Raw genomic sequence first — 16,610 nt, 5'->3', positions numbered from 1 at the left:
GGTATTTTCTAAATTGAATCGACCAGAATGCTCTAGACACTTAATTTGCTTTTAAATGTTCTCCCGGCAAATAGTAATAGTAGCGAAATAAAGAACATCAAAAGGGTGCTTGGCTTAACACCTTTTTCTAATACTCCATAACTTGGATAAACAGCCGGGTAAAAAATTTTCACCTTCTTGCCAGTCCCGTATTTCTGTAGCTTTTCCACGCTAAACGTTCTGTTTTTAAATTGGAGCCTCGAATTGAGTGAAACGATATCTGAAACATACTGAGTATCGTCAACGCTGTAAGTGAACGCTATTTGTGCTTCATCAACATAGCTATTTCCAGTCCTCACTTTAACTCTGTCAGACGACAACACTACCCCTTCAGTTTCAGTAAAAAAATAAGACGCTATACCTACCAACATCCCATAAGTAGATAGAGGTAGAAGAAACAAATTGAGGAACAAGCATGCGGTATAGAGCTTTTTATACTTAACCATTATCTTAAAAAAATAAGCTAATTAATCAGGGGCCGTGAAGACAGAATCGACCAAGCCATACTTTGCCTTTTGAGCCGTTTAGTATGCTGTTCTTTATTAAACAACATTATTCGTTTTTACTCTTGCTTTGCCCTAAGATTAATTGCATTAGGCCACCAAAAAGTAAACCAGCAACTAACCAAATAATTACTTGAATACCAATATCGGTATAGGTTGCCTTCCCTCTTATAATGTCGGGTAATGCCATTACGCAGAACATGAAAGCCGCGTAAAGCAGCCCCATTTTTAGCCACGACGTTTTCTGCGCGGTTGGGAGTTCATTGCCAGAAACGTCTTGCAGCCGTTCGATTCTATTCCTTAACCACTTATTTTTGAGCGAAGTTTTAAACCACCCCCATATTGGAAATGTTATGGTAAGCAACAAAATGCTTGTGATATTCCACAAACAAGGAATGATGTTATGACAACTCGGGCAAACATACCCAAACCAATTCCCAAAGGCGTTTTTTTTCGACCATAGCAAGCCGTTGTGAATAGTATTGCAGTGCGGGCAAGGCACATACTGCCTTTCCATTAGGGGGGCATCACTTTGTTTATCAATCAGCGAGACTTTAGGTATGCGCTGGCCAAGAACGAGTTCGTTAAACGCTAAGCCTGGATTGATTATCCAATGCACCAGCAGCCAGTTTGGCAGCTTCCATACTTTATATTTATTTTTATCAACGTCCATCTGTAAACACCTAAATTCGAAAAGCATCCAGTTAACATTAAAACAAGAGCGCCGTTACAGGGCGCCCTTGAGTTTACATTAAACATAAGTACCGACGAAGATTTAATTACCCGCGGCCTGTATTGCTGTTAGTGCGATGGTAAAGACAATATCATCTACCAGTGCACCGCGACTCAAATCGTTTACTGGTTTTCTCATTCCCTGAAGCATAGGGCCAATGCACACAAGGTCAAAACTGCGTTGTACCGCTTTGTAAGTGGTATTACCGGTATTCAGGTCTGGAAATACAAATACATTTGCCCTACCCGCTACCGGGCTGTTAGGCGCTTTGCTCTTACCCACGCTCTCTATCGCCGCAGCATCATATTGAAGCGGCCCGTCTATGAGTAAATCAGGGCGAAGTTTTTGCGCTATTTTTGTGGCCTCACGCACTTTTTCAACGTCGCTTCCTGCTCCTGATGTTCCTGTGCTGTAGCTGATCATGGCGACACGTGGCTCTATACCAAACATTTGAGCTGACGTGGCTGACTGAATAGCAATGTCGGCCAGCTGTTGTGCATTCGGGTCGGGATTAATTGCGCAGTCTCCGTAAACCAATACTTGGTCAGGCAGCAGCATAAAGAATACCGACGACACCAATGATGCATTTTCAGCAGTTTTAATTAACTGAAGCGCTGGCCTTATGGTATTCGCTGTAGTGTTAACTGCCCCAGAGACCAACCCATCAACATGATCTTGCTGCAACATCATGGTGCCCAAAGTAACGTTGTCTTCTAGCAATTCCTTAGCGACGACCTCCGTTACGCCCTTGTGCCCGCGGAGTGCGACTAGCCCTTCTACGTAATCGTCTTTAATTTCGCTTGGCGACAGTATTTCCACGCCTTCGCTTAAAACAACCCCTTGCTGCTCGGCCACACGACGGATCTCTGTTTCATCCCCTATCAATACTGGCCTTGCTAACCCTCGTTTGGCGCAAATAGATGCCGCTACAACGGTGCGAGGCTCATTACCTTCAGGTAGTACAATACGCTTGTTAACCTGTCGGGCACGGTTGGTAAGGTAAAAGCGAAACGCCGAAGGCGATAGCTTTCTCTGGCGCGACACCTTCTCGGTTAACGATGTGACCCAGTTTGCATCTAAACTTTCAGCCGCATGCACCATAACTTTTTCAATACGCTGACTATCGTCAACCGGCACCTCTTGATTGAAGGCATGCAGCGATTGTGCAGTTTGCCAGGTATTTGAATTCACCAGCATAACAGGTAAGCCCGTTTCCATGGCCTGTTCGCAAAGTGCCATGATATTTTCATCAGGTCGATAGCCGCCCGTAAGTAACAGTGCGCCGAGCTTTGTACCGTTCAGCGCGGCTAAACAGCACGACACAAATACGTCGCCTCTGTCACCAGACATAACCAGCAATGCACCCGGCTTCAACGTATGCGTCATGTTTTGAATTTCACGAGCACAAAACGTTACACTGCTTAACCTTCTCTCGGCCAACTCACCTTCATTCAGCAACGTTGCGTTTAAATGTTTAGCGACATCCGTAGCACGAGGAGAAACAAGATCTGCGCTCCAGTCTAGCGTGCCAAGAAGGCTTAAGCCCTTTTTGAAAATTGGCAGCGCTCGTAGCGCCTGAGTTCTCTCTTCGTCATGTTCAGGGGCTTCTATCGCACCAATGTCAGCACGCAATCTTCCGTGTTCGTCAAACGGAGCATTGACTTTGTTGAAGATGCAACCAACAACTTTTCGACTTTTATGGCCACCGTATGTGTCTACCACAATTTCGAGGCGGTGGTTGATGTCAGTGACAGTGTCGTTCCCAGGAACAGCAACAAATACAATATCAGCGTCAAGAGCACGACTAATTTCTAAGTTCAGGCGCTCAGCATAGGGGTGATGACGCGTTGTTACCAAACCTTCAATAACGGTTACTGCTTCCCGCTCACTGTTTTCTTCAAAGCGTTCAATAATTTCTTCTAATAGCTCATCAGTGTTATCGTTACTTATCATTCGCTCTACGTAATCAAGGTCGAATGGCGTAATAGGGGAAACGCTAGCATGATGTGAAATAATTGCTGTTGAACGCTCTTCTCCGTTGTCACCTTTGCGCGGCTGCGCCACGGGCTTAAAGAAATTAAGCTTGATACCCTGTTCTTCTATTGCGCGGACAAGGCCCATGCTGACCGTAGTTAAGCCCACACTGGTGCCCACTGGGATCAACATTATTTTGCGAGACATAGTTACTCCTGCTGATTGTATTAGCGTAATTTTCGACTTTTTACTTCTGAGCGAAGGTTGCAGCTTCTGCAGCAATTACCCATTCTTCATTGGTAGGCACAACGTAGACCGCTTTGTTAGCATTGTCGGTGGAAATAAGGCCGCCGTTACCAAATCTGGCATCAAGGTTTCTTTGTTCATCGAGGGTTATTCCAAAATGACTAAAATAACCCATCGTGGTTTCACGGATCAGAGATGAATTTTCGCCAATGCCGCCGGTAAACACAATTGCGTCAAGCGTGGGAACAGCAACCATATAGCCTGCAATATACTTCGCTAGTCGGTAACAGAAGATTTCTATTGCTAATAAAGCACCTTCATGCCCTTCTTGCGCAGCATCTTCAAGTGTTCTGCAATCGTTGCTTAACTCTGAAATGCCAAGTAAGCCTGATTGTTTGTTTAAAAGATCGCTGATCTCATCTGCAGTCTTACCCAGCTTTTTCTGTAGCGTACCCGGTAAACTAGGATCTAAATCGCCACATCGCGTGCCCATTACTAGCCCTTCCAGTGGAATAAAGCCCAGACTTGTATCTACTGCAGTACCCTTTTCTATGGCCGACACGCTACAACCGTTCCCCAAATGCGCACTAATGATGCTTGTATCCGAAACAGGTTTTTCAAGAATTTTTGCCATACTGTCTAGTATGAACTTGTGACTCGTTCCGTGAAAGCCGTAACGTCTTATGCCGTGGTCGCGGTAAAGTGACATGGGCAAAGCATAAATGAACGCTTTTTTCGGTAAAGTTTGGAAAAAAGACGTATCAAAAACTACAACGTGAGGGAGATCAGGATAAGCCGCTTGTGCAGTAACGATGCCTTTTAAGTTAGCCATGTTGTGCAATGGCGCCATGCTCGCGTAGTCTTCGATTGATTGAAGAACGCTATCATCAACAAGAGCTGCGCCTTTAAACTTTTCGCCTCCGTGCACCACGCGGTGGCCAATGGCAATAGGCTGAACACCAGTGCTAGCAATAACATTTGAAATTGCGTTTAACGCTTCGGTATGCCCCGCTTTCTCAGGTAATACATGCTTTTCTTTTTTGCCGTTTAACTTATAAGACAAACTTGCGTCGCTGTTGCCTAGCGCTTCAGCAATACCAGTTAATCCAGCTTCGCCGGTTTCAGCGTCGATAATGGCAAACTTAACCGAAGAGCTGCCACAATTTAAAACAATAACTTCTTTTTTCATTTCAGACTTTTCAAATAAAGTATCTTATATGTTGATGCTGTGAATTGTAGCATTTATAAACAATCGCGTTGGTTAAACAAATGCTAAATGTTTTATAAAAATTATCGCATACACTTGTTTTTATTAAGGTCTTTAAATTTGACGAAGTTTTTCTGGGGCGGCACAACAGCTAATGCACCACGCCCGCCGCTTATTTTTCCGGAAAAATAAAAAACAAAATATTAAAAATATAAAGTTATTTAAAAACAGTAAGTTGAGTGATTTTTTGAATAGATTAGCAAAAATAATTAATTTTTCGTGTTGAAAACCAGCAGGGCTGTCCCTACTTAGTTATTGTCGGCGCTGAAGGGTCAGGTCGACAAAACCGCCGCCGCTACGTCGGGGCATTTAAATTTTAAACATATTGCTTAATTTTGAGGATATGACTATGCGTACTATCGATCTATCTCCACTTTACCGTTCTTTCATTGGTTCAGACCACCTAGCGTCACTGATTGATGCAGCATCTCGCGCAGAGAAGCAAAGCACATACCCACCTTACAACATAGAGTTACTGGGTGACGACAAATATCGCGTAACTATGGCTATTGCAGGCTTCAGTAAAGACGACGTTTCTATTCAAGTTGAAGAAAATACGTTGACCATTACGGGTACCAAAAAGTCAGAAGCAGAGAATAAAGACAGTAAAGAACGTAAGTTCTTACACAAAGGGATATCTGAACGTAACTTTGAGCGAAAATTCCAGCTTGGGGACCATGTAAAAGTATTGGCTGCCGATATGGAAAATGGCCTGTTACACATCGATATGGAGCGAGTCATTCCTGAAGCCAAGAAGCCTCGTCAGATTGAAATAGGATCTCGTTTAATCGAAAACTAAATCACTGTTTTTCTTGGTTTGTTTCCCATTTTTTATGCGGCGCCTCTGGGCGCCGTTTTTTGTTTAACGCAGCGTGGTTAACGATATACGCATAGCAGCGCCATCAGGCTATGCTTAAGAAGAAACCGAGATTTCATAGCGCGCTATACCAGCTTCTCCAGAAGTAAAACGCCCGGTAATATGTTTACCGCTTAACTCTCCCGTTGTTGATGCGGGAATAGACACAAATTCACTTGACGCAATGCCGTTGTCAAACCGCCCTGAGTGCTGAAATGTTACCGACCCTCTCAAGCCGTTAATCGCCCCAACGAATGATTCAAACCCTGTAAACACAGCCTGTGCAGATGATTGGTACGACATGAGGAAAGCGACTTCTGATCCACCGGCCATAGCGCCTTCATACGCTTGCTTAATGATTGCTTGGGTTGTTTTAACACCCTCGCCGCGCTCGGTTAACACGTCTTCATCCCATTTTTGAATGCTAAAACTTCCTTGGTGTTCCATAATTGCCTCCTTTTTCTTGGTATCGTAACGTCATAAAACGCACTTTTACACGGTAAAGTGTGTAACAATTCGTAAATGCATTTGCTTCAAACCAAGCACGATGCAACAAATACTGATTACCATTACCCCTTAATCTATTGTGAAATTTGCGATTGTGCGGCTCAGCACTAGATTATTTTCTTTCATAGAGTGAGACAAATTAGATAAATCTTTTGCTAAATCGACCTCGTGTTTTGCCGCCTCTTCAACTTCTACAATATCTTTTGCTACTTCTCTTGTCGTTACCGACTGCTGTTCTGCGGCTGCTGACATACTGTTCGCCATAAGTTCTACATTCGAAGCAGCATCTTTCACCTTTTTGGCCGTTTCTCGGCCTATTCCCGTTATTTCAACAGACTTGTTCACCTTTTCTGCGTTTTTTGTAACGTTTTGCACCACGACTAAACTGGCCTGTTGCAAGGCCCCGAGTAAAGTCGATATTTGAGCAGATGCATCACGACTATTTTGTGCAAGCTTTCTTACTTCATCTGCAACCACAGCAAACCCTCTTCCGTGTTCACCGGCTCTCGCGGCTTCTATTGCCGCATTTAGCGCCAATAAATTAGTTTGATCAGAGAGCGTATTTATCGTTTCTAATATTCCGCTAATCTCAGTTACTTGTTGCTCCATGGTTGCTGCATTACCTTGCACCTGCAACATATCACTCTCCAATTGCTTCATTTCACCTCGTATCGTTTCGTTTAACGTAAATGCTTGATTAGCCAATTCGTCCAAAGACTTACTTGCCGAAAGTGTATCGAAAGCAGATTTAGCGATATCACTGCTGGTTACGGAAATTTCTTCTAATGCTGACGAAATGCTAAGTGAGCGCTGCTGCGTTTTACCTGCATCATCAACCATTGAAGCACAGGATTCTTCTAACTCACTCGATAATCTTGAACTTGCGGAAATCGATTGTTCAAGCCCTTTTATTAGGTCTTTAAGCGCGTAAAGTGTTTTATTTATCGCTCTGGAAACAACGCCTAATTCGTTTTGAGCATGAACGTCAACGTTTATTGTTAAATCGCCGTTGTCTGCAACTTTAGACAAATTATTCGTAAGTTCCCGCAGTTGTTTGCCTAAAATAAACAAAAGCGTGCGATAGATAATAATAACTGCGATTATGCCTATAGCGATTATCACTATCGTTACAAAAAGTGAAATTGATGCGGTTTTATGGGCGTTCTCTGCGTTGCCTGTTACAAGAAGCCAGATATCGTCTAATACACTTTTTACTTGCTTTATTTGCTCTGTGGCGGCTTGAAACCACTGTGCTGGCGTGGGAAGCGCAGTAAAGTCTACCCCGCTAGTTTGTAACGCACGTGTTGTCTCTGTCAAAATCGATGCGTCTGATGGATTAATCGCACTTTCGAAACTCGCTCTATTCGAACCAGTTAGGCGTGCAGATAGTTTACTAACAATGTAGTCAGCCTCGCGCTTATAGCTCTCAATTTGAGCACGTGTCATATCGTTAATGCTCTGGCGGGATAAAACACCGTTAACTTTTCCCCTTATTTGACCTAAGCGCTCTTTTAACTGTGCCAGTAATATCGCATTTGACAGCAATTCTTTAGACTGTACATTACTTACATAAATAGTTAACGCACTACCCGCATTTAGCGCGGCCTCGTTCAATTCGCTGTAATAAGCAAATGCGCGATTGCCGTCTCTATCATCCACCTCGCGACGCAATGCTGGCTTACCTTGTAGAATATCAAACACAGGTAGAAGTAGGCGCTGAATATTCTCAGGATACGTTTTTTTGTCTTGCAAGAGGCGGGTAAGATCTGTCTGCGCTTTGTCAGCGTTAACTCGTTGTGCCTGTACATTAGCCAGCATTTTATCTGTGCCATTACCTAAAAAACCAGCCGTTAACCCTCGCTCCACCGCATGATGATGCGCAACTGACTCCACAGCAGCGATAAGCGTTATCATATCGACATCGTATGCGGCAGAACGATTTATATCTAACGACCGCTTAATATCTTTGAATGACAGGTATGAAACACTTAATAAAAGAATGCCTGCACCAAACACAGACAGTTGTAGTATAGAAAATCGTTGTAGCAAGCGCACTGATAGAGCTCCATGTAAACCGTACTGCTCGATAGAGAGGATGAGGAAGGATGCACCTCCTGTTATTGCCTAATAAATAGACAGCTCACTTCAGTATAGAAAACAATAAAATAAGCGCAAACAGACATTGCGTTCATTGCCTTGCTCGGCAAATACATGTAAATCACGGCAAGCGGTATGAACTAAACCATCTTTGAAATTTCAATTATTTCTTGCAAGTACTTATCTACCAACGCCCCAATTGCCCATGACAGCGGCACTGAAAATACAATTGCGATAGTCTTCATACCCTGCGGAATATCGATTGCCCATTCAGAAACAGCAGAAATTTGCTGTTTTGAATTAATTAACGAACTCAATTTGCGCAGACGGACAGGATCGTCGGTTAGGCGCCTTTTATGCTTTTCGTTAAGTAGAAACAATTGCTTTATCGAATCATTGATGCGTTGAATAGCAAGAGACTTCTTCTTGGCAATACACCGCTGCACTTTATTCACTGGAAGAAACAAAAAGGAAGTGAGCATTAAAAATGCAATAGATACAATAACCCTATCAATTATTGGCACGTTAATACCAAGCCAAAAAATAGGGATCAAACTAAGAGAAAGTGCACTTATAACTGCATTAGAAATAACCAATTCAGACAAATGTTTAAATTTCTCTATCCCAAAAAGATCAATTAAGCCTTCATTCAAAAAGCGTGATAGCGCAAATCGCGTTACGAACAATAAACAAAAAAGCGTACAAATAGCGTAACGCCAAAAGAAAAGGCCTAAAACACTTAGATACCACGACAATATATCGGACTCTAGCGACAAAAGGCCTTCGGAAAACAAATACACTACTGTGATAAGCCCTCCTCCTATCCAGCTGTATTTACGACACTTAGAAAAACCGGTTTGCAATTCCACAACCATTGTTTCATGGTTCATCTCCCCCGGATATTTATTAAGGAAGTCGCTGAAGCACTTAACTGAACGCTGATATAAATACCCATTGATATAAATGAAAAACGAAATCATTATTCCAAACGCAAGCGCTGCATTTCGCTGTCTTACCCCAAGTGGCGTATCTAAACGCGTTAGCTCAAATGCACCAAAACAGAATGCTACTATTAAAATGCCAATACCCGTAAAAATACATATCACTAGGGTAGAATATCGCTGCGCTGTCACATTCATAAAATGACCTTTATCAACTGACTCATAAGACCTGCGCCCGTCCACGACAGCATTGGAAGCAAAATAAGAACGAGTATTTTAAGCGTAAACGGTAGCGTTAATGGCCAGCTAGGTGCTCGTTCAACTTCAGTTCTTACCGTTAATAGGTCTGAAATGAATTGAAGACGCGTATCATCATCAACCAAACGCCTCGTTTCAGTAACACGCATTTCAGGTGACGTCTCCATTTTTAAACTTTCGTTGATTCTAGCTAGTGTCAATGAGCGCCTTTTTGACACAACGCTGTGTACCTCCAAAATTGGTTGAAGCAAAAGAAGAACAATTAATAAAGAAATGACCGATAACAACATGGCATCAGTAAGGGGAACGTCGACAAACAAAAACGTTACTGAATATATCGCCAGTAATATCGACGTGAGGCAAAAATTGTGCAGCACCAACTTACACAGTGGCATCATTTCTTCCATTTCAAACAGTCTTACTCTGAAGTGCTTTTGCAAGTGACGTTTAATAAACCGTAATACGATGATGTTAGAGCTAAACAGTGACAATCCCGCTAACCATATAGGAACTGCTTGTAGAAGTAAAAACACGCGTTTGGGCTGCTCTGTCACCTTATCGGCGATACCTTGGGAAAACACGTACCCAATTGAAACTACAAGCGCACAAACAAAAATATAGGGCAATGCTTTTAACATCTGAGAGAAGAAGGTAAATCGTATCTTTTCTACAAGTCTCGCTCTTGATTTCTTTCTACGGTGAGACAACAGAAAAGACAAATACACAGCTGAGCTATGAAGTGTTCTACAAGAAGCCCACCACGCAAAGGCGACTAAAACAGGCGCAGTTAATGCAGTAGCTGCGTCTCGCGCTGCTAGAGAAGTAGCCTCGTGATCGAACGTGACGAAACCAAGATAGCAATTAATGCTTAACACTATAAGCAAATATAATGCGGGTAATAGAAAATGTGTTTTGTACAAACGTCCGTGTTGTAACATACCTGTTGAAATTGCGCGCCAGTGAAATTGTATATTATTAATACAATACCCAAGCAGCCAGCACAAATAAAAGCGCCGAGCAGGTGCTCGGCGCTTTTAGTAATGTCGGTCGTTAGATATACTCAACTTCGATAATTTCTACTTCAACTGCGCCCGCTGGCGTTTGAATCGTTACCATATCATCAAGTTCTTTGCCTATAAGACCACGAGCGATAGGTGAATTAACCGAAATTAAGTTGTTCTTAATATCAGCTTCGTCATCTCCAACAATACGATAAGTCGTTTCTTCTTCGGTATCGACATTTAGAATAGTTACGGTAGTGCCAAAAATAACCTTACCCGTATTTTCCATTTTGGTAACATCGATAATCTGTGCATTTGAAAGCTTGCCTTCAATATCTTGAATGCGACCTTCACAGAAGCTTTGCTGCTCACGGGCTGCGTGATATTCAGCGTTTTCTTTCAAGTCACCATGCTCACGTGCTTCGGCAATTGACTCGATAATACGTGGGCGTGTTTTTGTTTTTAGCTCATTTAATTCGTCACGCAGCATTTGAGCGCCGCGCGCTGTCATTGGATACTGACTCATGAATACCGTCTCGCTTAGCTAGTAATTTAAACAGAAAAGTGCGCCTCGAAGGCGCACTTTTTATTCGTTCACACAAATGTAATATTGCTAGGATACCTCGTATCCTAGCGTATGTCATTAGTGTTTAAGTCTAGCGTGTAGTTCTTGAACTGACGCCACTTTATTGCGGTCATCGGCAGACTTAGCACGGATAGTTGCGAACGCAGCGTTCATCGTTGTAGTGTAGGTTACCTTGTTTACCAAGGCTTCACGACGAATGTACACTGAGTCGGTGATGGCTTGACGACCTTCCGTTGTGTTAATCAAATACGCGTATTCGCCGTTTTTGATTGCATCAACAATATTAGGGCGGCCCTCAGACATCTTGTTCACCACTGTGCTCATAATGCCAGCATCGTAAAGCTCGGTAGCCGTACCGCGGGTAGCTTCAATGCTGAAGCCCGCTTCAACCAACGCTTTTGCCAGTGCAATCATACGAGGTTTATCGGTATCACGTACTGAAATAAGCGCTTTACCTTGCTTAGGTAGTGGCGCACCGGCACCTAAGTTAGCTTTAGCATAAGCTTCTTCGAAGGTATCGCCAACGCCCATTACTTCACCCGTAGAGCGCATCTCTGGGCCTAGCAGTGGGTCAACACCTTGGAACTTAGCAAATGGAAGCACCACTTCTTTTACAGAGTAGAAAGGTGGAATCACTTCTTCTGTTACGCCCTGCTCGGCTAAGCTCACACCAGCCATGGCACGTGCTGCAACTTTAGCAAGAGGTACACCCGTTGCTTTAGATACGAATGGAACGGTACGTGCTGCTCGAGGATTCACCTCGATTAGGTATACTTCACCATCTTTAATCGCAAACTGTGTGTTCATCAGACCGACTACGCCAAGTTCAAGCGCCATGGCTTTAACTTGCTCGCGCATGACATCCTGAATCTCTTTTGAAAGCGAGTGTGGAGGCAATGAACACGCAGAGTCACCCGAGTGAACACCCGCTTGTTCAATGTGTTCCATGATGCCGCCAATCACTACGTCTTTACCGTCGCAAATAGCGTCGATATCAACTTCAATAGCATCATCTAAGAACCTGTCTAGCAATACTGGCGCGTCGTTAGACACTTTAACCGCTTCGTTGAGGTAACGCTTAAGGTCTTTGATGTCATAGACGATTTCCATCGCACGACCACCTAGCACGTAGCTTGGGCGAACAACCAGTGGGAAGCCAATTTCTTCAGCCATAGTTAGCGCTTGCTCAACGTTAGTTACCGTGGCATTCGCAGGCTGCTTAAGGTTAAGCTTGTTCACCATTTGCTGGAAGCGCTCACGGTCTTCAGCACGGTCAATCGCTTCTGGTGAGGTACCTATAACCGGTACACCCGCCGCCTCTAGTGCACGAGCAAGTTTAAGTGGCGTTTGACCACCATATTGCACGATAACGCCTTTCGGCTGCTCTTTAGCAACGATTTCTAGTACATCTTCCAGCGTTACTGGCTCGAAGTACAGACGGTCTGATGTGTCGTAATCGGTAGATACTGTCTCAGGGTTACAGTTAACCATAATGGTCTCGTAACCGTCTTCACGCATTGAAAGCGCCGCGTGAACACAGCAGTAGTCGAACTCAATACCTTGACCAATTCGGTTAGGACCGCCGCCCAATACCATGATCTTGTCTTTGTCAGTTGGCGCTGCTTCGCACTCTTCGTCATACGTTGAGTACATGTAAGCTGTGCTGGTAGAGAATTCTGCTGCACAAGTGTCTACACGCTTGTAGACAGGAGAAATACCAAAACCGCGACGAGTCTCACGAATATCGCTTTCTGCCACTTTGGTTAGCTCTGCAAGACGCGCATCAGAGAAACCTTTACGCTTAAGTGCACGCATGAAGTCAGCATCAATACCCGGTAAACCAAGTTCAGCTACTTTTGCTTCAAGAAGAATAAGGTCTTCAAGCTGTACAAGGTACCAGCGGTCGATATTAGTAAGGTTAAACACCTCTTCAACCGTCATGCCCATACGGAATGCATCACCGATGTACCAAATACGCTCTGCACCAGGCTGACGAAGTTCATAAACCACTTTGTTTCGTGATTCAGGGTCTTCAAGGTCAACCATAGGGTTAAGGCCTGTCGCACCTACTTCAAGACCGCGAAGGGCTTTTTGCAGTGATTCTTGCTGGTTACGGCCAATGGCCATCACTTCACCTACCGACTTCATTTGGGTAGTCAGTCGGTCGTTAGCACCGGCAAACTTCTCAAAGTTAAAGCGTGGGATCTTAGTCACTACGTAGTCGATAGACGGCTCGAAAGACGCTGGCGTTAGGCCACCTGTAATGTCGTTTGCTAATTCATCTAGCGTATAACCTACCGCAAGTTTCGCTGCTACTTTCGCAATTGGGAAACCTGTTGCTTTCGACGCAAGTGCTGATGAACGCGATACACGCGGATTCATCTCGATGATAACCATACGGCCAGTTTTCGGGTCTACACCGAACTGTACGTTTGAACCACCAGTTTCAACACCAATCTCACGCAGTACAGCCATTGCTGCATTACGCATTAGCTGGAATTCTTTGTCAGTCAGGGTTTGTGCTGGAGCTACTGTGATTGAGTCGCCAGTATGCACGCCCATAGGGTCGAAGTTTTCGATAGTACATACAATAATGCAGTTATCTGCTTTATCGCGTACTACTTCCATTTCGTACTCTTTCCAACCTAGAAGCGACTCGTCGATAAGAAGCTCGTTGGTAGGAGAAAGGTCTAAGCCACGGTGACAAATTTCATTAAATTCATCAATGTTGTACGCGATACCGCCGCCAGTTCCACCCATGGTGAAAGACGGACGAATGATACAAGGGAAGCCGATGCGGCTTAGTACATCGTGCGCTTCATCCATGCTGTGCGCGATTTCCGCACGTGGACATTCAAGGCCGATGTTTTTCATTGCTTTGTCAAAGCGCTCGCGGTTTTCTGCTTTATCGATTGCATCTGCCGTTGCACCGATGAGCTCACAACCGAACTCTTCAAGTACGCCGTGCTTGTCTAGCTCTAGCGCACAGTTAAGTGCAGTTTGTCCACCCATTGTAGGTAAGATGGCATCTGGACGTTCTTTTTCGATGATCTTGCGAACCACTTCCCAGTGAATAGGCTCGATGTAAGTTGCATCTGCCATTTCTGGGTCGGTCATAATGGTTGCTGGGTTAGAGTTAACCAAAATAACACGGTAGCCTTCTTCACGAAGGGCTTTACACGCTTGCGCGCCTGAATAATCGAATTCACAAGCCTGGCCGATAACAATAGGGCCAGCACCAATGATAAGAATACTTTGTATGTCGGTACGTTTTGGCATAGTTGGCTAATTCCTACTGCTTGTGTTGTTCAATAAGTTCGATGAAGTGGTCGAATAACGGCGCCGCTTCATGAGGACCTGGACTGGCTTCAGGGTGACCCTGGAAGCTGAACGCAGGCTTGTCGGTGCGGTGAATACCCTGCAACGACTTGTCGAACAACGAAATGTGAGTTACTTCTAGGTTATCTGGCAAGCTAGACTCATCTACAGCGAAACCGTGGTTTTGGCTGGTGATCATAACTACATTGCGCTTAAGGTCTTTCACCGGGTGGTTTGCACCGTGGTGACCAAACTTCATCTTCACTGTCTTTGCACCACTTGCAGTTGCAAGCAGCTGGTGACCAAGACAAATACCAAATACTGGCGTGCCCGTTTCGACGATAGTTTTAATGGCGGTTACCGCGTAGTCACATGGCTCTGGGTCGCCCGGGCCATTTGACAAAAAGACACCGTCTGGATTCATGGCAAGCACATCTTCTGCAGGCGTTTGCGCTGGTACTAACGTAACTTTACAACCGCGATCAGCAAGCATGCGAAGAATGTTGTTTTTAACACCGTAGTCGTAAGCAACAACGTGATACTTGAACTCGCTCGGTGTTACGTAGCCTTTGCCAAGCTCCCAACTGCCTTCAGTCCATGTTTTAGGCTCAGTAATGCTCACTACTTTTGCCAAATCCATGCCTTTAAGGCCAGGGAAAGCTTTTGCTTGCGCCAGTGCGCTAGACTCGTCTAATTCATCAGAGCAAATAATGCAGCCGTTTTGTGCACCTTTGTCTCGCAAGATACGCGTTAAGCGACGTGTATCAATGTCGGCAATACCCACAACGCCTTTCGCTTTAAGGTATTCAGACAAAGTTTGCTGTTGACGAAAGTTACTAGCAACAAGAGGTAGGTCACGAATGATTAGACCTTTCGACCAGATTTTATCTGCTTCGACGTCTTCTTCGTTAGTGCCGGTGTTGCCAATGTGTGGATAAGTAAGGGTGATGAGTTGTTCAGCGTAGGATGGGTCGGTGAGAATTTCTTGATAGCCGGTCATGGAAGTATTAAAAACGACTTCCCCAACGGCGGAGCCTGTAGCGCCTATCGCCGTACCTTTAAAAACAGAACCATCCTCTAACACCAAAAGGGCAGAATTAGCCAAGTCAACCTCCAGATTAAGGATAACTATGTGTTTGTGCAGTTTTCTGCACAAACCCCACAAAAAACGGGAGTTATTGATAACAATACATCCCGCTTTACGATCTTTGCAGCTAATAAAACCGCACTCTTCAGCCATTTTAGTGGCTTCAGAATACGAAATTCTGGCAAATTCCGGCGAGTATACATCACTGGCCGAAAATGGCAAATTTATTTGCAATAATTTACTAAAATAACCGTTTGGTCATGTTTTTTGCTCAGAACTATCGAAAGTACGATTTATTGCTCATGAAAAATGCTACTTTTGATTAACGTATTGATAACTCGACTAACTTCAACGCCTAAATGCTAATCAGCAGAACGTTTCAACGTGCCTACAGCTTAAGATTAAGAACGTCTACCATGGAGTATAGTCCAGGTTCCTTTGTGTACAACCATTCAGCCGCATGCACCGCACCTTTCGCAAAAGTAAGACGACTAGACGCTTTGTGAGTGATTTCCAAGCGCTCGCCTATATCGGCAAACAATGCCGTGTGTTCACCAACAATATCGCCCGCTCGAACGGTTGCAAAACCTATTGTTCCTTGATCACGTTCAGGTTCTTTGCCTTCTCTTCCATAAACTGCACAACTTTTTAAGTCGCGTCCCAGTTCATCTGCAATAGCCTCACCGATAGCCATTGCTGTACCCGATGGCGCGTCTTGTTTAAATCGGTGGTGAGCTTCAGTAATTTCGATATCTGCGGTATGTCCAAGAACACTTGCAGCTTGGCGAACCAGCGACAGCATCAAATTAACGCCTACACTATAATTTGCTGCGAACACGATAGGAATGTGCTTTGCTGCGTTGTTAAGTGCCGCTGTTTGAGCATCGTTTAGCCCAGTCGTTCCGATAACAACTGGCATTTTATGCGCTACGCACCACGCCAAATTATTTTCAATGATTGAAGGCAATGTAAAGTCAATCATTACATCAGCATCCGCTGCTTCAAGCGCTGACATTGGCGAGCAATTTACTGGCTTTTTACCGATACCCGCCAGTTCACCCACATTCATTCCCACCCATGGTGAATCGTCACGCACAGTTGCAACGCTTAACTCTGCATTTTCACTTATATCCAGTGCTTCTATAAGCACCCTTCCCATGCGCCCGTTCGCACCAAACAACCCTACTTTCATTTTGG

Annotated in this window: 13 protein-coding genes; 1 reads left to right on the top strand and 12 read right to left on the bottom strand. The window is 44.3% G+C overall.

The features are described from left to right. Window positions 1–32: 32 nt before the first annotated feature. From BK026_RS02170 to BK026_RS02155, 4 genes are all read right to left on the bottom strand, one after another. Entirely contained in the window at window positions 33–485 is a 453-nt protein-coding gene (locus BK026_RS02170; protein WP_071814342.1) for a DUF3592 domain-containing protein, read from the bottom strand. A gap of 106 nt (window positions 486–591) precedes the next feature. Further along, complete coding sequence (locus tag BK026_RS02165) at window positions 592–1,215, bottom strand: hypothetical protein (RefSeq protein ID WP_071814341.1); 624 nt, start codon at window positions 1,213–1,215, stop codon at window positions 592–594. A gap of 102 nt (window positions 1,216–1,317) precedes the next feature. Continuing rightward, on the bottom strand, window positions 1,318–3,456 hold the full coding sequence (gene pta / locus BK026_RS02160; RefSeq protein WP_071814340.1) for a phosphate acetyltransferase: 2,139 nt from the start codon (window positions 3,454–3,456) through the stop codon (window positions 1,318–1,320). A 40-nt stretch (window positions 3,457–3,496) separates the two neighbouring features. Further along, on the bottom strand, window positions 3,497–4,684 hold the full coding sequence (locus BK026_RS02155; protein WP_071814339.1) for an acetate kinase: 1,188 nt from the start codon (window positions 4,682–4,684) through the stop codon (window positions 3,497–3,499). Between the two features lie 427 nt (window positions 4,685–5,111). On the opposite strand from BK026_RS02155, the gene BK026_RS02150 reads away from it, so the two are divergent. Further along, the gene (locus tag BK026_RS02150; protein ID WP_071817447.1) at window positions 5,112–5,561 is read left to right on the top strand and encodes an Hsp20 family protein; all 450 of its coding nucleotides are present in this window, start codon (window positions 5,112–5,114) and stop codon (window positions 5,559–5,561) included. A 114-nt stretch (window positions 5,562–5,675) separates the two neighbouring features. Here BK026_RS02150 and BK026_RS02145 read toward each other — a convergent pair whose 3' ends face one another. From BK026_RS02145 to dapB, 8 genes are all read right to left on the bottom strand, one after another. After that, entirely contained in the window at window positions 5,676–6,065 is a 390-nt protein-coding gene (locus tag BK026_RS02145) for a DUF3224 domain-containing protein (protein WP_071814338.1), read from the bottom strand. Between the two features lie 129 nt (window positions 6,066–6,194). Beyond that, window positions 6,195–8,180 carry a methyl-accepting chemotaxis protein gene (locus tag BK026_RS02140; RefSeq protein WP_071814337.1) on the bottom strand — a complete coding sequence of 662 codons (1,986 nt, stop codon included), beginning with the start codon at window positions 8,178–8,180 and terminating at the stop codon, window positions 6,195–6,197. Window positions 8,181–8,362: 182 nt separating this feature from the next. Then, entirely contained in the window at window positions 8,363–9,361 is a 999-nt protein-coding gene (locus BK026_RS02135) for a hypothetical protein (RefSeq protein WP_071814336.1), read from the bottom strand. Beyond that, the gene (locus tag BK026_RS02130) at window positions 9,358–10,359 is read right to left on the bottom strand and encodes a hypothetical protein (protein WP_143142072.1); all 1,002 of its coding nucleotides are present in this window, start codon (window positions 10,357–10,359) and stop codon (window positions 9,358–9,360) included. Before BK026_RS02130 ends, BK026_RS02135 begins: the two co-directional genes overlap by 4 nt. A 112-nt stretch (window positions 10,360–10,471) precedes the next feature. After that, window positions 10,472–10,948, bottom strand: coding sequence for a transcription elongation factor GreA (gene greA, locus BK026_RS02125; RefSeq protein WP_071814334.1), 477 nt, complete (start codon window positions 10,946–10,948; stop codon window positions 10,472–10,474). Between the two features lie 117 nt (window positions 10,949–11,065). Further along, on the bottom strand, window positions 11,066–14,287 hold the full coding sequence (carB, locus tag BK026_RS02120; RefSeq protein WP_071814333.1) for a carbamoyl-phosphate synthase large subunit: 3,222 nt from the start codon (window positions 14,285–14,287) through the stop codon (window positions 11,066–11,068). A 13-nt stretch (window positions 14,288–14,300) separates the two neighbouring features. Then, on the bottom strand, window positions 14,301–15,431 hold the full coding sequence (carA, locus tag BK026_RS02115) for a glutamine-hydrolyzing carbamoyl-phosphate synthase small subunit (protein ID WP_071817446.1): 1,131 nt from the start codon (window positions 15,429–15,431) through the stop codon (window positions 14,301–14,303). 370 nt (window positions 15,432–15,801) lie between these two features. Further along, window positions 15,802–16,605 (bottom strand): 4-hydroxy-tetrahydrodipicolinate reductase, encoded by an 804-nt coding sequence (gene dapB / locus BK026_RS02110; RefSeq protein WP_071814332.1) that lies wholly within the window; start codon window positions 16,603–16,605, stop codon window positions 15,802–15,804. Window positions 16,606–16,610: the final 5 nt, after the last annotated feature.

It is taken from the genome of Alteromonas sp. V450, from assembly GCF_001885075.1.
GTDB lineage: Bacteria > Pseudomonadota > Gammaproteobacteria > Enterobacterales > Alteromonadaceae > Alteromonas.
Note: the sequence above shows the minus strand (reverse complement) of the source record. Positions and strands in the feature narration are given on the sequence as shown.